Genomic DNA, 21,267 nt, shown 5'->3' on the forward strand with positions numbered 1-21,267 from the left:
CGATCGCACGCAGTTTCCCTGATCTGTTCCTGAGTCCCTTGGATCAAGCCCTAGGGAACCAGGATCACTTTGCCGGTGGTGCGCCGCTGCTCGAGGTCATCGTGGGCCTGGGCGGCTTCCGCCAGGTCGTAGCGGGCGCCGACCCGCACCTTGAGGCTGCCATCAGCCACCGCCGCGAAGAGCTCGTTGGAGCGCCAGCGGCGTTCCTGGGCGTTGCGCAGGAAATGCGCGATCGTCGGCCGGGTCAGGTACAGGGAGCCCCCGGAGTTGAGCCGTTGGGGGTCGAAGGGCGGAACGGGGCCGGAAGCGGCGCCGAAGAGCACCAGGGTGCCGCGGATGCGCAGGGCCTCGAGGGACCCGTCGAAGGTGTCCTTGCCGACGCCGTCGTACACCACATCCGCGCCGGTCCCGTCCGTCAGTTCGCGGACCTTGGCGGCGAAGCCGTCATAGCGCAGCACATGGTCGGCGCCTGCGTCGCGGGCCAGTTGCTCCTTGTCGCCAGTGGAAACGGTGGTGATGACGCGCGCGCCCCGGGCCTTGAGCAGCTGGATCAGCAGCAGGCCGACGCCGCCCGCTCCGGCGTGCAGCAGGACGGTATGGCCCGGCTCCACCTTGAAAGAGGAATTGATCAGGTAGTGCGCGGTGATGCCCTGCAGCGGCAGGGCAGCTGCCGTGAAGTCGTCCACGCCGGAGGGGACCGGCAGCGCCTTGTCTTCATCGATCAGGGCGTAGCCGGCGTAGCAGTTGATGCCTTCCGCGGTGGCCACGCGGTCGCCGGTGGAGAACCCGGTGACGCCGTCGCCGAGTTCCTCCACGGTGCCCGAGGCCTCGGAACCGGGAGTGAACGGATACGGAACCTTGTAGCTTCCGCTGCGCTTGTAGGTGTCGATGAAGTTCACGCCGACGGCGGCGACCTTGACCAGCAGCTGGCCGGGACCGGGAACCGGGCGCTCCACCTCGGTCAGTGTGAGGACCTCGGGGCCTCCGGCCTCGCGGGCGACGATTGCATGCATCATGGAACTCCTTGGCTGGGCTGAATTTCCTGGGCTGATATTCCAGGGCCTGACGATCCTGGACCTGATCCTGCACCCATCCTAGGGACACCGGCGCCAACGACGAAGTGACGGCCGGTATCCGGCCGTCACTTCAGGTCAAACAGTAAAGTCGGTGCCCTTAAGGGGGTGACAGGCCCGCCAGGGCGCCTGCGCGGCTGGGGAGCCTCCGCCGCCTAGTAGCGGCGGGTGACCGTGGCCATCGGGCACTCGAAGTGGCGTCCGGCGGAGAGGCCGACGTCGTTGAGGTAGCGGACGATGATGCCGTAGGACTGCAGCAGCGTGGTTTCCGTGTAGGGGACCTGGTGCTTCGCGCAGAACTCACGGACGATCACGGCGGCCTTGTCGAGCTGCGGGCGGGCCATGTCCGGGAAGAGGTGGTGCTCGGCCTGGCGGTTGAGGCCGCCGAGCAGGATGTCCATGAAGCGGCCGCCGGAGATGTTCCGGGACGTCAGGACCTGGCGGCTGAAGAAGTCCACGCGGCTGTCGGCCGGCAGGACCGGCATGCCCTTGTGGTTCGGTGCGAAGGACGCGCCCATGTAGAAACCGAAGACGGCGAGCTGGACCGCGATGAATGCAAGCGCCATGCCCCACGGCAGGAAGGTGAAAGCGAGCACGGGCAGCAGGCTGAGGCGGGCAAGGAGGATCGGGATTTCAACCCAGCGGTGCGTGACCTTGGCGCGCTGGAAGATGAACTTGATCGAATCGATCTGGAGGCCCAAGCCGACCAGGAACAGCAGCGGGAAGAAAAGCCAGCCCTGTTTGCGGGTCAGGTAGGAAAAGCGTCCCTGCCGGGTCGCCGCAGCTTCGGGGTAGAACGCGATTGCGCCCGTCGCGATGTCCGGGTCCTTGGAAATGACGTTCGGGTGGTTGTGGTGCGCGCCGTGTTTCTGTTCCCACCAGGAGTAGCTGATCCCGGCGACCGAGGTGGCCAGCAGCCGTGCGGCCCAGTCATTCGCGCGGCGCGAGGCGAAGATCTGCCGGTGCCCGGCCTCGTGGGCCAGGAAGCTCAGCTGGGTGCAGAGGATGCCGACGGCCGCGGCGATGAGGAGCTGGAACCAGCTGTCCCCGATCAGTGCGAAGCCGAACCAGGTGGCCGTCATCAGGAGCACCAGGACGGAAAACACGGTGATGTAGAAGCCGACGCGGCGTTCCAGCAGGCCTGCGGCCTTGACGGTTTTGAGGAGTTCCGAGTAGCTCAGGACGACGGCGTTCGGTTGCCGGATCCGCGATTTGGTGCCCCCGGGCCTTGCGGCAGGGGCGGAGAGGGTGGAGGTCATGGAAGGCGGGCCCCGATGCTGTTACGGGCAACGCTGCACCCGACACTCGGATTGCACGGTCTGGATCACCCTTTACCAAGCATACGCCCGCGGCATTACGCAGCCCTCCCGGATGCGAGCGGAACGGCGGCGACAGCAGGCCCGGGGCACGTGGGAGCTGATGCATAAATATCGGGATCTATGCATACTCTTGCTGTATAGTCCTAGCTATGACTATTTCTGTTGCCGTCTCCGGCGCAAGCGGTTATGCCGGCGGCGAGGTGCTGCGGCTCCTCGCCGGCCACCCTGACGTCACCATCGGCGCCATCACGGCGCACAGCAACGCCGGTTCCAGACTAGGGGAATTGCAGCCCCATCTCCACGGCCTGGCCAACCGCATCCTCGAAGACACCACGGTGGAGAACCTGGCCGGACACGACGTCGTGTTCCTCGCCCTGCCGCACGGTGCCTCTGCGGACATTGCCGCGCAGCTGCCGGCCGGCACCGTGGTGATCGACGCCGGCGCCGACCACCGTCTCGAGGACCCGGCGGCGTGGGAGAAGTTCTACGGTTCGCCGCACGCCGGCACCTGGCCCTACGGCCTGCCCGAGCTCCCCGGCCAGCGCGAGGCGCTCCGCGGTGCCAAGCGGATCGCAGTCCCCGGCTGCTACCCGACGTCGGCCCTGCTCGCCCTCACCCCGGGCTTCAGCAACCACCTGCTGCAGGCGGACGACGTCGTCATCGTCTCCGCGTCCGGCACTTCCGGGGCCGGCAAGGCCGCGAAGGTGAACCTGATCGGTGCCGAGGTGATGGGTTCGATGAGCCCCTACGGCGTGGGCGGCGGACACCGGCACACACCCGAAATCGAACAGGGACTGTCCAAGGCCCTGAACGCTCCGGTCACCGTCTCCTTCACCCCCACCCTGGCCCCCATGAGCCGGGGCATCCTCACCACCGCGACGGCTAAGGTGCGGCCCGGCGTGACCGCGGAGGAGCTGCGTCGTGCCTGGACCGAGGCCTACGACGACGAGCCTTTCGTGCACCTGCTGCCGGAGGGCCGCTGGCCCTCCACCAAGTCCGTGCAGGGCTCCAACCACGCCGTCATGCAGCTGTCGCTCGACAGCCACACCGGCCGCGTGATCGTCACCTGTGCCATCGACAACCTGACCAAGGGGACCGCCGGCGGGGCCGTGCAGTCCATGAACATCGCCCTCGGCCTGGCGGAAACCGCCGGCCTCGAACTGCAGGGAGTCGCACCGTGAGCATCACCGCCCCCCAGGGATTCCGCGCCGCCGGCGTCACGGCCGGCCTGAAGGCCTCCGGCACCCCGGACCTCGCCCTCGTGGTCAACGACGGCCCCGCCAAGGCTGCCGCGGCCGTGTTCACGTCCAACCGGGTGGCCGCAGCCCCCGTGCACTGGTCCCGCGAGGTGGTCAAGGACGGCCGCGTGGATGCCGTCATCCTCAACTCCGGCGGAGCCAACGCCTGCACCGGCCCGCAGGGTTTCCAGAACACGCACACCACCGCCGAGAAGACCGCCGAGGCGCTGGGCGTCTCAGCCACCGACGTCTTTGTCTGCTCCACGGGGCTGATCGGCGAGCAGCTTCCGATGGAGAAGATCCTCACCGGGATCGGCAGTGCCACGGCGGCGCTCAGCAGTGACGGCGGGTCCGACGCGGCCAGCGCGATCATGACCACGGACTCGGTGTCGAAGCAGGCGGTCTTCACCGGCACCGACGCCGACGGCAACGAGTTCATCATCGGCGGCATGGCCAAGGGCGCCGGCATGCTCGCCCCCGGACTCGCCACGATGCTGGTGGTCCTCACCACCGACGCGGAGGTCCAGCCGGACACGCTCGACGTCGTGCTCCGCGACGCCACCCGGGTCACCTTTGACCGGGCGGACTCGGACGGCTGCATGTCCACCAACGACACGGTGGTGCTGCTCGCCTCCGGTGCCTCCGGCGCCGTGCCGTCCGCCGTCGAATTCGGCAAGGGCCTGACCCAGGTCTGTGCGGAACTGGCCCGCAAGCTGATCGGCGACGCCGAGGGCGCCAGCCACGACATCGCGATCCGCACCTTCAACGCCGCGAGTGAGCGGGACGCCGAAGTGGTCAGCCGCGCCGTCGCCCGCTCCAACCTCTTCAAAGCCGCCATCTTCGGCAAGGACCCCAACTGGGGCCGCGTGCTCTCCGCCGTCGGCACCACCGACGCGGCTTTCGAGCCGGACCAGCTCAACGTGTCCATGAACGGCGTGCAGATCTGCCGCAACGGCAGCATCGGCGATGACCGCGGCCTCGTGGACCTGGAGCCGCGCGAGGTCCTCGTCGAGATCGACCTGCAGGCGGGCGCGGCGGAGGCCACCATCTGGACCAACGACCTCACCCACGACTACGTCCACGAAAACAGCGCCTACTCCAGCTAGGCAGTTCCCGGAGGGACGACCACTATGAACACCCAGACCCGCGAAACCACCTCCATGTCCGACGCCCAGGGCAAGGCCGGCACCCTGATCGAGGCCCTGCCCTGGATCCAGCGCTTCGCCGGCACCACCATGGTGATCAAATACGGCGGCAACGCCATGGTCAACGACGAGCTCCGCCGCGCCTTCGCCGAGGACGTCGTCTTCCTGCACCACGTCGGCATCCACCCCGTGGTGGTGCACGGCGGCGGCCCGCAGATCAACGCCATGCTCAGCCGGCTCGGCATCGAATCCGAATTCAAGGGCGGCCTGCGGGTCACCACCCCCGAGGCCATGGACGTGGTCCGCATGGTCCTCACCGGCCAGGTCGGCCGGGAACTCGTCGGCCTGATCAACTCCCACGGCCCGTACGCCGTCGGCATGTCCGGCGAAGACGGCGGCCTGCTCCGCGCCGTCCGCACCGGCACCATCGTCGACGGCGAAGAGGTCGACCTGGGCCTCGTGGGCGAGGTGACCGGCGTGAACCCCGAAGGAATCCTGGACATCATCGCGGCCGGCCGGATCCCGGTGATCTCCACCGTTGCCCCTGAAATCTTCGACGACGGCAGCCTGGACGCCGCGACAAAACAGGCCCAGACCACCGGCCAGGTCCTGAACGTCAACGCGGACACCGCTGCCGCCGCCCTCGCCGAAGCCCTCGGCGCCTCCAAACTCGTGATCCTGACCGACGTCGAGGGGCTCTTCGCCAACTGGCCGGACCGCTCCTCACTGATTTCCTCGCTGACGGCGTCGGAACTGCGCGAGCTGCTCCCGAGCCTGGAGTCGGGCATGATCCCGAAGATGGAAGCCTGCCTCAAAGCCGTCGAGGGCGGCGTCGAACGCGCGCACATCGTGGACGGCCGGCTGCCGCACTCGATGCTGCTGGAAACCTTCACGACGGCGGGCATCGGCACGCAGGTCGTCCCGGACGAGGACAACAAATGAACCAGATCGAAACCGCAGCTTCCACGGATCTTGAGCACTCGCCGGTGGGGGAACTGGTCCATTCGCATGCCACCGGCGCGCAGTGGCTGTCCCGCTACTCGTCCTCCCTGCTGGGCGTCTTCGGCACCCCGCAGCGGGTCCTGGTCCGCGGCGCCGGCTGCCTCGTCTGGGACGCCGACGGCAAGGAATACCTGGACCTGCTCGGCGGCATCGCCGTCAACGCCCTGGGCCACGCTCACCCGTTTGTCACCTCGGTGATCTCCAGCCAGCTCGCCACCCTGGGCCACGTCTCCAACTTCTTCACGAGCCCCACCCAGATCGCGCTGGCCGAGAAACTGCTGGAAGTTTCCAAGGCCCCGGCGGGTTCCAAGGTGTTCTTCGCCAACTCGGGCACCGAGGCCGTCGAGGCCGCGTTCAAGCTGGCCCGGCGGAACAATGGCGCCAGCCACGAGTCAGCGGACAAACCGCGCACCAAAATCATCGCGCTCGAAGGCGCCTTCCACGGCCGCACCATGGGGGCCCTCGCGCTCACCGCGAAGGAGGCCTACCGGGCGCCGTTCGCACCGCTGCCCGCCGGCGTCGTGCACATCCCGTTCGGTGACATCGAAGCGCTCCGGGCCGAAATTGACGAGACCACCGCCGCGGTCTTCCTCGAACCGATCCAGGGCGAAGCCGGCGTCCGCCCGCTGCCCGCCGGCTACCTGCAGGCCGCGCGGGAGGCCACCAGCGCCGCCGGCGCCCTGCTGATCCTGGACGAGGTCCAGACCGGCATCGGCCGCACCGGCAAATGGCTCGCGAGCGAGGACGCAGGGATGGTGCCCGACGCCGTCACCCTCGCCAAGGGCCTCGGCGGCGGCTTCCCGATCGGCGCCCTCGTCACCTTCGGCCCGGAGGTGTCCTCGCTGCTGTCGGCCGGCCAACACGGGACGACGTTCGGCGGCAACCCGGTGGCCACCGCGGCGGCACTTGCCACCCTGCACGTCCTGGAAACCCAGCACGTCCTGGACCACGTCCGCGAAACGGGGGAGCACCTGCGGTCCGGCCTTGCCACGATCGACGGCGTCACCGAGGTCCGCGGCGAAGGTCTCCTCATCGGCTTCGACCTCGACGCCGACGTCGCCCCGGCCGTTGTGACAGCCGGACTCGACGCGGGCTACATCGTCAACAGCCCCGGCCCGCACACCATCCGCCTCGCGCCGCCGCTGATCCTCACCACCGAACAGGCCGACCGCTTCCTCGCGGCACTGCCCGCCCTCCTCCAGACCGCAAAGGACGCCCAGTGAACGCTCCGGAGATTTCGAAGAGCCAGACCCGCCACTTCCTCAAGGACACGGACCTCACCCCGGCCGAGCAGGCCGAGGTCCTGGAGCTCGCCGTCCGGATGAAAGCCGCCCCGTACAGCGTGCAGCCGTTCGCCGCCGACGGCAGCGGACGCCAGACCGTCGCCGTGATCTTCGACAAGACCTCCACCCGGACGCGCGTCTCCTTCGCCACCGGCGTCGCGGACATGGGCGGCAACGCGCTCATCATCAACCCGGGCGAGGCGCAGATCGGCCACAAGGAATCCGTCGAGGACACCGCCAGGGTCCTGGAGCGCATGGTGTCCACCATCGTCTGGCGCACCGGCGCCCACTCCGGGCTCGTCGCCATGGCCAAAAACTCCCGCGTGCCGGTGATCAACGCCCTGTGCGACGACTACCACCCCTGCCAGCTCCTCGCCGACCTGCTCACCGTCAAGGAACACAAGGGCGAGCTCAAGGGCCTCACCATGAGCTACCTCGGCGACTCCGCCAACAACATGGCAAACTCCTACCTGCTGGCCGGCGTCACCGCGGGCATGCACGTCCGCATCGCCGGCCCCGAGGGGTACCTGCCCGCCGCGGAAATCATCGCCGCGGCCGAAGACCGCGCGGCGGAGACCGGCGGCTCGGTGCTCGTCACGGTGGACGCCGCCGAGGCGCTGCTCGGAGCCGACGTCGTCGCCACCGACACGTGGGTCTCCATGGGCCAGGAGGACGAGAAGGAGGCCCGGCTGCAGCTGTTCCGCGGCTACGCCGTGGACGAAGCGGCGATGAAGCTTGCCGCACCGGACGCCGTCGTGCTCCACTGCCTGCCCGCCTACCGCGGCTACGAGATCGCCGCGGCCGTGATCGACGGCCCGCAGTCCATCGTCTGGGACGAGGCCGAGAACCGGCTGCACGCCCAGAAGGCCCTCATGGCCTGGCTGATGCACCGGTCCGGCCTCGCCGTCGTCGACGGGCTCGGCTAGTGTCCGTCCAGCCCGCCGCGCCGGGTGCCAGCCCGGCCACCAAAACGGCCCGGCAAGCGCGGATCACCGCGATCCTCACCGGTGAATCGGTCCGCTCGCAGGCGGAACTGGCGGCGCTGCTGGCGGACGACGGCGTCCAGGTCACCCAGGCCACGCTGTCCCGGGACCTCGTGGAACTGGGCGCCGTCCGGGTCCGCGGCAAGGAAGGCGTCCTGGTCTACGCGGTGCCGGGGGAGGGCGGCGAGCGTGCGGCCAAGAGCGGCGTCACCCAGGAGATCCTCGACGCGCGGCTGGCCCGGCTCTGCGGCGAACTGCTGGTCACCGCCGAAGCGTCCGCGAACATCGTGGTGCTCCGGACCCCTCCCGGCGCTGCCAACTTCCTGGCCCTCGCGATCGACCACTCGGTGATGCCGTCCATCCTGGGCACCATCGCGGGGGACGACACCGTGCTGCTGGTCACCCGCGACCCGCTCGGCGGCGCGGCCCTGGCCGCCCGCTTCCTGCAGCTCGCCGAGGAAGCCGGCACCGGCTGAGGAGCCGCAGGATTCATTGAAGATTGGGCCTGCCACACGGATGTGACAGGCTTTCAGTAGACAAGCTTTTCCCCGACATTTTCCCCAAACAACTAAGGAGCATTTCAAGTGACTGAGCGTATTGTGCTGGCCTACTCCGGTGGCCTGGATACATCCGTAGCCATCGGCTGGATCGGTGAAGCAACCGGCGCCGAGGTCATCGCCGTGGCGGTCGACGTCGGACAGGGCGGCGAGTCGCTGGAGACGATCCGCCAGCGTGCCCTGGGCTGCGGCGCCGTCGAAGCCTACGTGGCCGACGCGTCCGACGAGTTCGCCAACGAGTACTGCATGCCAACGCTGCAGGCCAACGCCCTCTACCAGGGCCACTACCCGCTGGTCTCCGCGATCTCCCGGCCGGTGATCGTCAAGCACCTCGTCAAGGCCGCCCGCGAGTTCGGCGCCACCACCGTCGCCCACGGCTGCACTGGCAAGGGCAACGACCAGGTCCGCTTCGAGGTCGGCATCCAGACCCTCGGCCCGGACCTGAAGTGCATCGCCCCGGTCCGCGACCTCGCCCTGACCCGCGACAAGGCCATCGCCTTCGCCGAAGAAAAGGGACTGCCGATCGAGACCACCAAAAAGAACCCGTACTCGATCGACCAGAACGTCTGGGGCCGCGCCGTCGAGACCGGCTACCTCGAAGACATCTGGAACGCCCCCACCAAGGACATCTACGACTACACCGCCGCCCCGGAGTTCCCGCCGGCGCCGGATGAAGTCACCATCTCCTTCGAGGCCGGCATCCCGGTAGCGATCGACGGCGTCAAGGTCACCCCGCTGCAGGCCATCAAGGAACTCAACCGCCGCGCCGGCGCCCAGGGCGTCGGCCGGATCGACGTCGTCGAGGACCGCCTCGTCGGCATCAAGTCCCGCGAAATCTACGAGGCCCCCGGTGCCATGGCGCTGATCACCGCGCACAAGCACCTCGAAGACATCACGATCGAACGCGAGCAGGCCCGCTTCAAGGCGACCGTCGGCCAGCGCTGGGCCGAGCTGGTTTACGACGGACAGTGGTTCTCCCCGCTCAAGCGCTCCCTCGATGCCTTCATCCTAGACACCCAGCGCTACGTCACCGGTGACATCCGCATGGTGCTGCATGGCGGCCAGGCGATCGTCAACGGACGCCGCTCCGAGACCTCGCTCTACGACTTCGACCTCGCCACGTACGACACCGGCGACACGTTCGACCAGTCGATGGCGCGCGGCTTCATTGAGCTGTGGGGCATGTCCGCCAAGGTTGCCTCCGGCCGCGACATCCGCGTCGCCGGAAAGTAGCCCCTGTGGCTGAGCACAAGTCCGAGGCTACAAACACGGGTGCGCTGTGGGGCGGCCGGTTCGCCGGAGGTCCCGCGGACGCCCTCGCCGCGCTGAGCAAGTCCACGCACTTCGACTGGCGGCTGGCCCGCTACGACATCGCCGGGTCCAAGGCGCACGCCCGCGTGCTGCACAAGGCCGGGCTGCTGGACGACGCCGAACTCGAGGGCATGCTTGCCGCCCTGACCCGGCTGGACGAGGACGTCGCCTCCGGCGCCTACCTGCCCGCCGAGTCGGATGAGGACGTGCACGGTTCCTTGGAACGCGGCCTGATCGAGCGCGCCGGCACCCAGCTCGGCGGCAAGCTCCGCGCCGGCCGGTCCCGCAATGACCAGGTGGCCACGCTGGGACGGATGTTCCTGCGCGACCACGCCCGGATCATCGCCCGCGGCGTGCTCGCCACGATCGATGCGCTGGTGGACCAGGCCAAGGCGCACCAGGGCGTGGCCATGCCCGGCCGCACCCACCTCCAGCACGCCCAGCCCGTCCTGCTCAGCCACCACTTGCTGGCCCACGCCTGGGCGCTGCTGCGCGACGTGCAGCGGCTGGCCGACTGGGACAAGCGTGCGGGTGTTTCGCCCTACGGTTCGGGCGCCCTCGCGGGGTCCTCGCTGGGCCTGGACCCGGAAGCCGTCGCCGCGGACCTGGGCTTCTACTCCGCCACGCACAACTCGATCGACGGCACCGCCTCCCGCGACGTCTTCGCCGAGTTCGCGTGGATCACCGCCATGATCGGAGTGGACCTCTCCCGGGTGTCGGAGGAAGTCATCCTGTGGGCCACCAAGGAGTTCTCCTTCGTCACCCTGCACGATTCCTACTCCACCGGCTCCTCGATCATGCCGCAGAAGAAGAACCCGGATGTGGCGGAACTGGCACGCGGAAAGGCCGGCCGGCTGATCGGCAACCTGACCGGGCTGCTGGCCACCCTTAAGGGCCTGCCGCTCGCCTACAACCGCGACCTGCAGGAGGACAAGGAGCCGGTCTTCGACGCCGCCGACACCCTGGAGGTCCTGCTCCCGGCCGTCTCCGGCATGATCGCGACGCTGACGTTCAACACCGAACGGATGGAATCGCTGGCACCGCAGGGTTTCGCGCTGGCCACGGACATCGCCGAATGGCTGGTCCGGCAGGGCGTTCCGTTCCGCGAGGCCCACGAGCTCTCCGGTGCCGCGGTCAAGCAGGCCGAAAGCCGCGGCGTCGAACTCTGGGACCTGACGGACGAGGAATACGCCGCCATCTCGGAGCACCTGACACCGGAGGTCCGCACGGTCCTGTCCACCGAGGGCTCGCTCAACAGCCGGAACTCGCAGGGCGGCACCGCACCGGCCGCCGTCGAGCGCCAGTTGCTGGCCCTCGAGGGCGAGCTCGCCGGCGTGCGGGAGTACGCAGGCTAGCTTCCATGCACACCCAGGGGCCCACGTCCTACTCGAGTTCGCACTTCGCGGCAGTGTTTTTCGCAAACATTGCCGCGAAGTGTGAACTCGCGGCGCTTAAGGTGGGTCCATGAGCGAACCGTTCCGCCAGATGTTGCGAGCCCTGCCCGATTTCCCGGACGAGCTGCCGGACTTCGACCCGGCCTCAGCCCCCGCGGATCCTGCCGAACTCTTCCGGCTGTGGCTGGACGAGGCGGTGCACGCCGGTGTCCCGCAGCCCAACGCCTGCAGTCTGGCCACAGCGGACGGGCTCGGCCGGCCCTCCTCCCGGATGCTGATCCTGAAGGACATCGACGACGACGGCTGGCACTTCGCCACGTCCCGGGAGTCCCGCAAAGGGCAGGAGCTCACGGCCAACCCGCACGCGGCGTTGAACTTCTTCTGGCAGCAGCAGGGCCGGCAGGTCCGCGTCGCCGGCAGCGTCATGGAACTTTCCCGCGAAGCGTCCGCATCAGACTGGCACGCCCGGCCCGGCGCGGACGGCAGCGACAACCCCACCTGGCAGCTGTACGCCGTCAGGCCCCGCGAAATCGAATTCTGGCAGGCCCGGCACGACCGCCGGCACATCCGCCACCGGTACGGCCCGGAGCCCTTCAGTTAATCCTGATTTATCCAGTGCCCTCGGCTAGGATGATCGCCATGACCGCAATCACCCCGGAAAACCTCCTGGAAGAACTCCGCCGCGCCGCCGGCGTCGTGACCGGAATCACCGCCAAACTGAGCGAGGAAGACGTCAGAGCGCCCTCGGAACTGCCGGGCTGGACCCGCGGCCACGTGCTGGCCCACGTCTGCGGCATCGCCAACGCGATGGCCCGCCAGCTGGAATTCGCGGCCCAAGGCGAAAGCATCGAGCTCTACGACGGCGGGTACGAGGGCCGGACCCGCGCCATCGAAATGGCCGCCGGGCACACCCTCGCCGAACACCGGGCAGATGTGGACGCTGCCCTCGGCCGGGCCCTGCACGCCTTCGAAACGCTGGACGACGCCGGCTGGCAAGTGCCGATCAGCTACCGCGGGGGAGTCGTCCTGGACGGCGGCCTGGCGCTCTGGCGCGAGCTCACCATCCATGCCACCGACCTCGGGACGGGCCGCGGGCCGGAAACCTGGAGCCGGCCGTTCTGCGAGCACCTGTTCGATTTCCTGGCCGCCCGCGTGCCGGAGGGGCAGCGCTTCGTGCTCCAGCCGCTCGGCCTGCCCGGCATGGCCATCGGAACGCCCGGCGGCCGCTCGACGGCGATCAACGGGATGCTGACCGATATCGCGGCCTGGCTCGCGGGACGCACTCCGACCCTCGGCAGCCTGCGCGCCACCGCGGCGGCCGACGGCGTTGACCTTCCGGAGCTGCTGCCGTGGCCCGCCGGGGTGCCCGTCACCCGCTGACGCTTCCGTCCGGGGTCAGATCCCGTGCCGGTGCGCTAGCGCAGTATGGGCGCCAAGTCCGACTTCGGCGCGGTTTCGAGCAGCAAAGTCTCGCGTTCCCGGGCCAGGAGGCTTTCCTTGATGGCCAGCCCCCAGCGGAAGCCGCCCAGGGTCCCGTCGGTGCGGATGACGCGGTGGCACGGAACAAACAGGGCCGCCGCGTTGAAGGCACAGGCACTCGCTGCCGCGCGTACGGCTTTTACGTTTCCGGACAGGGCAGCGTACTCGGTGTAAGTCACGGGGTGTCCCGGCGCGACGGTCCGGAGCATGTCCCAGGCGTGGCCGCGGAACGGACCGGACTTCTGCAGCACCGGCACCTCCATGGCCGGCCCCGGATCCCCGTCGTAGAACCCGTCCACGGCCTCAGAGATGGCACCGAGTCCGGTCGCGGTCTCGAACTCGCCCGGCAGCAGGTCCGCGTGGATCTGCCCGGTCAGTTCGCCGGGAACTGCGGTCCACCCGGAGGCAAGCACGGCCCCGTCCCGGGCAATGATGGTGAAGGGACCGTCCGGGGTGGACATGGTCAACAGTTGGGCTTTCATGATGTCGCTTTCTTCGGAGTTGCAATCTTCGCGAGCCTGGTGGACCGGGCCGCGGACTGTGCTGCCGCGGCAGCGCGCCAGAGGTGCATGGTGGCATACGAGCGCCAGGGGCTGAGTTCACGGAAGTCAGGGCTAGGCGGCGTTTCGGGGGCCGGGGCAGCGCCGGCCGGGGCGGCCGCGAGGGAGCGGATGCCGTTGCGCACGGCGGCGTCGTTGGCCAGGAAGACATCCGGAGCGCCGATCACGCGCATCGCCACATAACCCACCGTCCACGGGCCGACGCCGGCGAGCGGCAGCAGTTTCGACTCCAGCCCCGGCAGGTCATCGCCGTAGCCGAAATCGAGGTCGGCCGACGCCATCGCCGCGGCAGCACCCCGGACTGAGTCGATGCGGCGCTGCGGGCCGCGGAGGAGCTCGAAACCGGTCTCCGCGATCTGCGCCGCCGTTGGGAACAGCCGGTGCAGTCCGTCGGCCGGAACCAGGCACTCGCTCCCGGCCGCGGACAGCTGGATGAGGGCTGTCCTGGCCGCTGCGACGGTGATCTGCTGCCCGATCATCGCGCGGACCAGCAGCTCCTGCGGGTCGACGGCGCCCGGCATCCGGATGCCCGGGGTGGCAGCAACGCTGGCGGCCAGCCGCGGATCGGACCCCAGCGCGCCGTCGATGGCGACGGGGTCGGCGTCGAGGTCCAGCAACCTGCGGACCCGGCAGAGCAGGGAAGGCAAGTCCCGCAGGTCGACGGCGCCGATGGTCAGCACCAGCGGACGGCCGGGGGCTGCGGCGTCGTAGTCCACCCGGAAGCGCGCGTCGCCGTGGGCCAGGCGCAGCGTCCGGGCGTAAGAACCGGAGGACCCCTCCTCGATGCCGGGGACGGCCCGGACCGCGAGGAAATCGAAGACCCCCGGGTCGAACGGCTCACGGTACGGAAGGTTGAGCGTCAGCGCCGTCGACGTCACAGCGGCCGACGACGGCGCCTTATGGTGCCGGGCCGTGGCCCGCAGTGCCGAGGGCGTCATTGCGAAGACCTCGCCGATAGTCTCGTTGAACTGGCGCACGCTGCTGAAACCGGCCGCGAACGCGATGTCGGCGACCTTCATGGTGGTGGAAACCAGCAGGGTGCGCGCGGTCTGGGCCCGGCTTGCCCTCGCCAGCGACAGCGGTCCCGCACCGAGTTCGTGGCTCAGGATCCGGTTGAGCTGCCGCGAGGAGTAACCCAGCCGGGCTGCGAGCCCTTCCACGCCGTCGCGGTTGATCACACCGTCGTTGATGAGCCGCATCGCCCGTCCCGCGATGTCCGAGCGCAGGTTCCACGCCGGTGTGCCGGGGACCGCCTCGGGCAGGCAGCGCTTGCAGGCCCGGTAGCCGGCGTCGTGCGCGGCGGCGGACGTTTCGTAGAAGGTGACATTCCCCGCTTTGGGGGTCCGGGCCGGACAGGAAGGGCGGCAATATATGCCCGTGGTGCGGACAGCGGTATAGAACTGCCCGTCGAACCGGGTGTCCCGGGCGTCGATTGCCCGGTAGCGCTGCCAGAAGTCCATGTGTTCATCCTGCCAGCTTCCCGGAACTGCCGCTAGCGGAAATCGGACACCGCCGTGGAGGCGGTGCCAGCCGTTTGTTAAAGTCGGAGCATGAGTCAGACGCCGCCTGCCAGCGAACTCCGTGAGCTCCTGTCCCGGGACGCCCGCGAGGTGGCGCCGCTGCTGCTCGGCGCGGTGCTGACGCATGAGGGCCGCGACGGCCCGGTGTCTGTGCGGATCACGGAGGTGGAGGCCTACTTGGGGCCGCATGACTCGCTGCACCCGGATCCCGGCTCGCACACCTTCCGCGGCGCCACCGCCCGCAACGCGGTGATGTTCGGCCCGGCCGGCCACCTGTACGTCTACTTCACCTACGGCATGCACCACTGCGCCAACATCGTGTGCGGACCGGACGGCCTGGCCTCCGCGGTCCTGCTGCGGGCCGGCGAGATTGTGGCAGGGGAGGAATTGGCCCTCAAGCGACGGCCGACGTCGAAATCTCCCAAGGACCTGGCGAGCGGCCCGGCGCGGCTCGCCACGGCGCTCGGCATCACGACGGCGGACAGCGGCCGCGACGCCCTCCAGTCCCCGTTCCGGCTGGATCTTCCGGCCGTCCATGCCGTGGACGTCAGCTCGGGGCCGCGCGTCGGCGTCTCGGGCGCCGGGGGCAGCCACGACTACCCCTGGCGCTTCTGGCTGAGCGGCGACCCGACCGTCTCCCGCTACAAGGCGGCGAAAGTGCGTCTGGCATAGCAGTCCGGACGCGGCGATCCTGGTGACTCCCACGATTCGGCGGGGATGATGAGGTCTTATGGGTGAGGGCAAGCGCGGGAAACCGCGCAACGAGCTCGAACGGCTCGAGATTTTTGAGCAACTGGCCGCCGAATACTTCCGGATGGCCGGGCTGTTCCGGCCGGAGGGCGGGCCGGTGCCGCCGGACTCTGTCGAGGGGGAGCGCAGGCAGTGGGTGGAGCTCTTCCGGGCGGCCCTGCTGCGCAAATTCATCGTCCGGGATGAACATGTCTCGCTCAAACTGGTGGTGCGGGCCCTCCGCCTGTGCAACTTCGCGGCAGACCGCGGGCTTGCCGAGGGGGCGGATGCAGTGACAGCCCTCTTCACGGCCGAGATGGTGCAGGGCCGCCAGCACGACATTCCCGGACCGGCCCCGGATGACGGGCGCGACACTTTCGAGGACGTTCTCTACGGACGGCTCCTGCACGGCGACGCCGACCGGTTCCACCGCTCCGACTGGGCGAAGGACTACAACCGGCTCCGGGCGGCGGCGGCCCACCGGTTCGACGCGGAGCACGCGCTCAGAAAGGCACTCGACGTCGTCCGCTACGGCCTCGCGCACGACCTCCTGCGCTCTCCGGCCGCACCGGTCGACGGTGCGGGACCCGAAAGGCCCGATCCGTAGGGTTTGGTGCCAGCCAGTAGGGTTGATGGGTGAATCCAAGCGAGCACCGACAGACCACGATGACCCCGAATGAGACCCCCGCGCCGGTGGACGAGCTGATCAGCAGCCTGTGTGCCACCATCCCCGATTACCCCAAACCCGGCATCGTCTTCAAGGACCTGACCCCCGTCTTCGCCGACGGCGCGGCACTGAAGGCCGTGGTGAACGCACTCGTTGAGCCGTTCAAGGGCCAGTTCGACGCCGTCGCCGGCGTGGAGGCCCGTGGCTTCCTGCTGGCTGCGGCCGCGGCCTACGCGACCGGCACCGGCGTCATCACCGTCCGCAAAGCCGGCAAGCTGCCGCGGGAGGTGGTGTCCGAGGACTACGCCCTCGAATACGGCAACGCCACCCTTGAGCTGCACACCACGGACCTCGCTCCCGGCAGCAGGGTCCTGATCCTCGACGACGTCCTCGCCACGGGCGGCACGCTCGGGGCCGCCGTGCGGCTGTTCGAACGCTGCGGTGTGGAGGTTGCCGGAGTGGGTGTGGTTCTGGAACTCGACGAGCTCGGTGGCCGGTCGGCCCTGGGCAGCCACCGGGTCAGCTCCCTGCTCCGCCTATAGTCCCGTCCCGCCGCACTGCGCCGCAAGCATGTCCCGGCCGTGCCGGCAGCGGGGAAGTCTGCGCGCGGAACAATGGACGATTCCGCATGCCCCGGTAGAATGCCTGCAAAAAACTGACATGTTCGGATGGGCAGACCGAAATGGTTGTAGAATGGTTGGTCCGTCTTTTTCGATAGGGGAACGTTCGATGCACGACGCTGATTTGGCCCATGAGCGCGACTATGTGGCCGGACTTTACGCCCGGCTGGATGAGCTGCGGGCGGAAAAGCGCGCCCAGCTGGCCCAGGTCCGGCGTGCCGGTGCGGTGGGCACCATGCAGAACGTCTCCGAGCGGGACGCCTTCGCGGCACTCTACGAGGACCGCCTGGCGCAGCTCGACGCCGTCGACGACCGGCTCGTGTTCGGCCGCCTTGACCTGGACTCCGGGGAGGCCCAGTACATCGGCCGCATCGGCCTGACCACGGACGACCTTCAGCGCCTCATGCTGGACTGGCGCGCCCCCGAAGCCGGCCACTTCTACCAGGCCACCGCGTTCGACCGGCAGGGCGTGCGCCGCCGCCGCCACCTCATCCTGCAGGGCCGCGAAGTCAAGGCCATCGAGGATGACGTCCTCGACGCCGACCTGCTCGCCGACAATGACTCCCTCCAAGGCGAGGGCGCCCTGCTGGCAGCCCTGAATTCCAAGCGGACCGGACGGATGTCCGACATCGTCGGGACCATCCAGTCCGAACAGGACCGGATCATCCGCTCCTCGATCTCCGGCGCACTCGTGGTCCAGGGCGGTCCCGGCACCGGCAAAACCGCCGTCGCCCTGCACCGTGCCGCGTACCTGCTCTACACCCACCGCGACCGGCTCAAAACCGCCGGCGTCCTGCTGGTGGGCCCGTCGTCGTCGTTCATGAAATACATCGAGCGCGTCCTGCCGTCGCTGGGCGAAACCGGCGTCGTGATGGCGAGCGTCGGCCGGCTGATGCCGGGCATCCACGCCGTTGCCGAGCCTGAAGCCGACGTCGCGGCCATTAAGGGCCGGCTGGACATGGCCGAGGTCGTGGCGAACGCCGTGGCCAACCGGCAACGAATTCCGGCCGCAAACCGCATCCTCGAAGTGGACGGGCGCAAACTTGTCCTGACGCCCCGGCAGGTCCGCCGCGCCCGGGACCGGGCACGCTCCACCGGCAAGCCGCACAACGAGGCCCGCGTCTCGTTCGTGAAGATGCTGCTGCGCGAACTGACCGAGCAGATGACGGAACTCGTCGAAGCCGGCAGCATCGGCAACAACGCCGACCGCTCCTACCTGGCCGAGGACGTCCGCTCTGCCAGGGACGTCCGCATCGCCCTGAACCTGTGCTGGATGCCGATGACACCGGAGAAGCTCATCGGTGAACTCCTCAGCAGGCCCGCGATCCTGGAGGCCTGCACGCCGGGGCTCAGCCCGGCCGAGCGCGAACTGCTGCTCCGTCCCGCCGATGCCCCGTGGACCGAATCGGACGTCCCGCTGCTGGACGAGGCCGCCGAACTGCTTGGCGAACTCGACGCGGCCGCCGGCAGGGGACTGGCCCAGCAGGAACACGACCGCGCCCGCGATCTGGCCAACGCCAAGCAGACGCTGGTCAACATGGAGACCGCCGGCGTGGACGTCCTGGTCACCGCGGAAGAGCTCGTGGACCAGAACCAGGAACGCGAAGCCCGGCTCACCGCGGCCGAGCGCGCCACGACGGACCGCAGCTGGGCCTTCGGGCACATCGTGGTGGACGAAGCCCAGGAACTCTCGCCCATGCAGTGGCGGCTGCTGGTGCGCCGCTGCCCGCTGAAGTCCTTCACGATCGTGGGCGACATTGCCCAGACGAGTTCGGTCGCCGGCGCCAATTCCTGGCACGGCGCACTGGCTCCCATGTTTGGGGACCGCTGGCAGCTTGAGGAACTCACCGTCAACTACCGCACGCCCTCGCAGATCGCGGAAGCGGCCGCCCGGATGGCCAACGCGGCAGGACTGGTCGTCTCGGCTCCGAAGGCCGTCCGCGAAGGCCGCTGGGCTCCGGTGATCGACCGCGTCGAACCCGGCCAGATCATCAACAAGCTCGTTGAGGTCCTGCCGCAGGAACTCGATTCGCTGGAAGGCGGTCTGCTCGCCGTCATTGCCGACGGCGAACTCCTCCCGGAGGCGACCGCCGCCCTGCGCGCTGTCTATGGCCGGCGCGTCGGCACGGATGCCGGCAGCTACGTGCAGGACATCGTGGTGATCAGCCCCCGCGAGGCCAAGGGCCTGGAGTTCGACGGCGTCGTGGTGCTGGAGCCGTCGGCGATGCTGAACCACGAACACGGCCGCGTCGGTGACCTGTATGTCGCCATGACCCGGCCCACGCAGCGGCTGCGGCTCATCGCCGCCGCCGGCGTGCCGGCCGGCATCGAAGACTGAGTCCTGCCTCCAGGCGCCGGCGTACCCCGGCGCCTGGGCGTCCCGACACCGGACAGCGGACGACGGCGGCGGAAGTCCCGCCGTCGTGCCTCTGCCGGCTCCGGGTCTAAGGACGGTCACAAGCGCTGAGGGCGCCTCGATCCTGCTAACTTAGATTCCGTGTCCCAGCTAAATGATCTCCGTTCCCAGCAGAATGACCCCAGCTTCGCCAACGTCTGGCAGGAGCTGAAATGGCGCGGCCTTGTCCACGTCTCAACGGATGAGGCGGAGCTTGAAAAGCTGCTTGCCGGCGATCCCGTGACCTATTACTGCGGCTTCGATCCCACTGCGCCGAGCCTGCACCTGGGAAACCTGGTCCAGTTGCTGCTGATGCGCCGGATCCAGCTGGCCGGCCACAAACCCCTCGGGCTGGTGGGCGGCTCGACCGGCCTGATCGGCGATCCCCGGCAGACCGCCGAACGCGTGCTGAACACCCCCGAGACCGTCGCCGAATGGGTCGGGAAACTGCAGGAGCAGGTGCAGCGTTTCCTCAGCTTCGACGGCGACAACGCAGCCCGGATGGTCAACAACCTGGACTGGACTGCGCCGCTGAGCGCCATCGACTTCCTGCGCGGGATCGGCAAGCACTTCCGGGTCGGCACCATGATCAAGAAGGACATTGTTGCCAACCGCCTGAACTCCGATGAGGGGATCAGCTACACGGAGTTCAGCTACCAGATCCTGCAGGGTATGGACTACCTCCAGCTCTTCCGCGACTATGGCTGTGTTCTGCAGACCGGCGGTTCGGACCAGTGGGGCAACCTCACCAGCGGCACCGACCTTATCCGCAAGGTCGAGGGCAAACACGTCCATGCGCTCGGTACGCCCCTCATCACCAACTCCGACGGCACCAAGTTCGGCAAGAGCGAGGGCAACGCCATCTGGCTGGATCCGGAGATGTGCAGCCCGTACGCCTTCTACCAGTTCTGGCTGAACACCGCGGACAGCGACGTTGCGGCACGCCTGAAGGTTTTCACGTTCCTGGGCCGTGCCGAGATCGAGGCTTTGGAGGCCGCGGTTGCGGAGCGGCCCTTCGCCCGCGAAGGACAGCGGAAGCTGGCTTACGAGGTGACCTCCCTTGTCCACGGCGTGGATGCCACCGAGAAGGTCATCGCCGCCTCCGCTGCGCTGTTCGGCAACGGTGACTTGAGCGTCCTCGATGAGGCGACGCTCAAGGCTGCGACCTCCGAGCTGCCGTCAGCGACCGTCGACGCCGGCGGCCTGGGCATCATCGAACTGCTGGTGGCAACGGGTTTGTCGGAGAGCAAGTCCGCCGCCCGCCGCACGGTGGGGGAGGGTGGAGCCTACGTCAACAACGCCAAGGTGGCGGATCCGGAGGCGGTCATAGAGTCCGGGCAGCTGCTGCACGGACGCTACCTGTTGCTGCGCCGGGGCAAGAAAAACCTGGCAACTGTTGAGGTCACAGCCGGCTAGTCCTGCACCCCCTGCGTCATCTGCACGCTCCTTCCCGATCCAGTTGCAAGGTCGGGGAGGAGCGTGTATTGTTTTCTGAGTCGCCACCGAAGAGTGGCGGCCAACCCCAACAAAAATAGAGAAGCAATTCTTCTAGCGCTTTCGGCTCCCCTGGATCATACGGTGCAAACATGAAAAATTGCTTCCAATTCTGCTGGGCGGATTCGCTTCACCGAGTGAAATTCAGATGAAAATCCGGATTTGCAAAGTGGATATGAATGAAATAAGCTTGAAATATCGCAGCGAAGGAAAAGCGAAACAAAAGAATTCAATTACATTGAATTGTTTCGGCCAGTAATTCGAATGTGTCTGTTGTTTGAGAACTCAATAGTGTGCCAAGTTTGTTGATACCAATTTATTGTATTGAATTGGTTGAATTGACCGGACCCGCCACCCCGTGGTGTGGTCTGGTTTTTACAGCTGGTTTCAAATTTTGTGCATTGTGTGCATCCCGTTTTCCCGGGGGCGCATGGTGTGTCTGTTTTACTTCAACGGAGAGTTTGATCCTGGCTCAGGATGAACGCTGGCGGCGTGCTT

The 21,267-nt window shown here is 68.2% G+C and carries 19 protein-coding genes; 15 read left to right on the top strand and 4 right to left on the bottom strand.

The features are described 5' to 3' along the window. Nucleotides 1-50 precede the first annotated feature (50 nt). A complete protein-coding gene (locus tag AC1DF4_RS11860; RefSeq protein ID WP_476913072.1) occupies nucleotides 51-1,016 on the bottom strand; it encodes a quinone oxidoreductase family protein in 966 nt (321 codons plus the stop codon). A gap of 212 nt (nucleotides 1,017-1,228) precedes the next feature. Then, complete coding sequence (locus AC1DF4_RS11865; RefSeq protein WP_476913073.1) at nucleotides 1,229-2,332, bottom strand: fatty acid desaturase family protein; 1,104 nt, start codon at nucleotides 2,330-2,332, stop codon at nucleotides 1,229-1,231. 209 nt (nucleotides 2,333-2,541) lie between these two features. On the opposite strand from AC1DF4_RS11865, the gene argC reads away from it, so the two are divergent. The 10 genes from argC (at nucleotide 2,542) to AC1DF4_RS11915 (ending at nucleotide 12,685) form a co-directional block, all read left to right on the top strand. Continuing rightward, complete coding sequence (gene argC, locus AC1DF4_RS11870) at nucleotides 2,542-3,573, top strand: N-acetyl-gamma-glutamyl-phosphate reductase (RefSeq protein ID WP_476913074.1); 1,032 nt, start codon at nucleotides 2,542-2,544, stop codon at nucleotides 3,571-3,573. Next, nucleotides 3,570-4,736 carry a bifunctional glutamate N-acetyltransferase/amino-acid acetyltransferase ArgJ gene (gene argJ / locus AC1DF4_RS11875; protein ID WP_476913075.1) on the top strand — a complete coding sequence of 389 codons (1,167 nt, stop codon included), beginning with the start codon at nucleotides 3,570-3,572 and terminating at the stop codon, nucleotides 4,734-4,736. The genes argC and argJ overlap by 4 nt, the downstream gene beginning before the upstream one ends. A gap of 24 nt (nucleotides 4,737-4,760) precedes the next feature. After that, nucleotides 4,761-5,717, top strand: coding sequence for an acetylglutamate kinase (gene argB, locus AC1DF4_RS11880; protein WP_476913076.1), 957 nt, complete (start codon nucleotides 4,761-4,763; stop codon nucleotides 5,715-5,717). Further along, nucleotides 5,714-7,000, top strand: a complete 1,287-nt coding sequence (locus AC1DF4_RS11885; RefSeq protein WP_476913077.1) for an acetylornithine transaminase — start codon at nucleotides 5,714-5,716, stop codon at nucleotides 6,998-7,000. Before argB ends, AC1DF4_RS11885 begins: the two co-directional genes overlap by 4 nt. Further along, nucleotides 6,997-7,986, top strand: coding sequence for an ornithine carbamoyltransferase (gene argF / locus AC1DF4_RS11890; protein WP_476913078.1), 990 nt, complete (start codon nucleotides 6,997-6,999; stop codon nucleotides 7,984-7,986). Before AC1DF4_RS11885 ends, argF begins: the two co-directional genes overlap by 4 nt. Further along, nucleotides 7,986-8,519, top strand: a complete 534-nt coding sequence (locus AC1DF4_RS11895; RefSeq protein ID WP_441405406.1) for an arginine repressor — start codon at nucleotides 7,986-7,988, stop codon at nucleotides 8,517-8,519. Before argF ends, AC1DF4_RS11895 begins: the two co-directional genes overlap by 1 nt. A gap of 108 nt (nucleotides 8,520-8,627) precedes the next feature. Beyond that, nucleotides 8,628-9,833, top strand: a complete 1,206-nt coding sequence (locus AC1DF4_RS11900; RefSeq protein ID WP_476913079.1) for an argininosuccinate synthase — start codon at nucleotides 8,628-8,630, stop codon at nucleotides 9,831-9,833. A gap of 5 nt (nucleotides 9,834-9,838) precedes the next feature. Continuing rightward, complete coding sequence (gene argH / locus AC1DF4_RS11905) at nucleotides 9,839-11,266, top strand: argininosuccinate lyase (protein ID WP_476913080.1); 1,428 nt, start codon at nucleotides 9,839-9,841, stop codon at nucleotides 11,264-11,266. Nucleotides 11,267-11,375: 109 nt separating this feature from the next. Further along, nucleotides 11,376-11,906, top strand: coding sequence for a pyridoxine/pyridoxamine 5'-phosphate oxidase (locus tag AC1DF4_RS11910; protein ID WP_476913081.1), 531 nt, complete (start codon nucleotides 11,376-11,378; stop codon nucleotides 11,904-11,906). 38 nt (nucleotides 11,907-11,944) lie between these two features. After that, nucleotides 11,945-12,685 (top strand): maleylpyruvate isomerase family mycothiol-dependent enzyme, encoded by a 741-nt coding sequence (locus tag AC1DF4_RS11915; RefSeq protein WP_476913082.1) that lies wholly within the window; start codon nucleotides 11,945-11,947, stop codon nucleotides 12,683-12,685. A gap of 35 nt (nucleotides 12,686-12,720) precedes the next feature. On the opposite strand, the gene AC1DF4_RS11920 is transcribed toward AC1DF4_RS11915, so the two are convergent. After that, nucleotides 12,721-13,266: a methylated-DNA--[protein]-cysteine S-methyltransferase gene (locus tag AC1DF4_RS11920; protein WP_476913083.1), complete on the bottom strand. Its 546-nt coding sequence runs from the start codon at nucleotides 13,264-13,266 to the stop codon at nucleotides 12,721-12,723. Then, nucleotides 13,263-14,804, bottom strand: coding sequence for an AlkA N-terminal domain-containing protein (locus AC1DF4_RS11925; RefSeq protein WP_476913084.1), 1,542 nt, complete (start codon nucleotides 14,802-14,804; stop codon nucleotides 13,263-13,265). Before AC1DF4_RS11925 ends, AC1DF4_RS11920 begins: the two co-directional genes overlap by 4 nt. Before the next feature lie 90 nt (nucleotides 14,805-14,894). On the opposite strand from AC1DF4_RS11925, the gene AC1DF4_RS11930 reads away from it, so the two are divergent. The 5 genes from AC1DF4_RS11930 (at nucleotide 14,895) to tyrS (ending at nucleotide 20,691) form a co-directional block, all read left to right on the top strand. Beyond that, nucleotides 14,895-15,536, top strand: coding sequence for a DNA-3-methyladenine glycosylase (locus AC1DF4_RS11930; RefSeq protein WP_476913085.1), 642 nt, complete (start codon nucleotides 14,895-14,897; stop codon nucleotides 15,534-15,536). Nucleotides 15,537-15,594: 58 nt separating this feature from the next. Then, on the top strand, nucleotides 15,595-16,200 hold the full coding sequence (locus AC1DF4_RS11935; RefSeq protein WP_476913086.1) for a hypothetical protein: 606 nt from the start codon (nucleotides 15,595-15,597) through the stop codon (nucleotides 16,198-16,200). A 59-nt stretch (nucleotides 16,201-16,259) separates the two neighbouring features. Continuing rightward, entirely contained in the window at nucleotides 16,260-16,802 is a 543-nt protein-coding gene (locus tag AC1DF4_RS11940) for an adenine phosphoribosyltransferase (RefSeq protein WP_476913098.1), read from the top strand. A 187-nt stretch (nucleotides 16,803-16,989) separates the two neighbouring features. Continuing rightward, a complete protein-coding gene (locus AC1DF4_RS11945) occupies nucleotides 16,990-19,218 on the top strand; it encodes a HelD family protein (protein ID WP_476913087.1) in 2,229 nt (742 codons plus the stop codon). A gap of 159 nt (nucleotides 19,219-19,377) precedes the next feature. Then, entirely contained in the window at nucleotides 19,378-20,691 is a 1,314-nt protein-coding gene (gene tyrS, locus AC1DF4_RS11950; protein WP_476913088.1) for a tyrosine--tRNA ligase, read from the top strand. The last annotated feature ends 576 nt before the right edge of the window (nucleotides 20,692-21,267 follow it).

This window comes from Arthrobacter sp. 05N429, assembly GCF_056397045.1.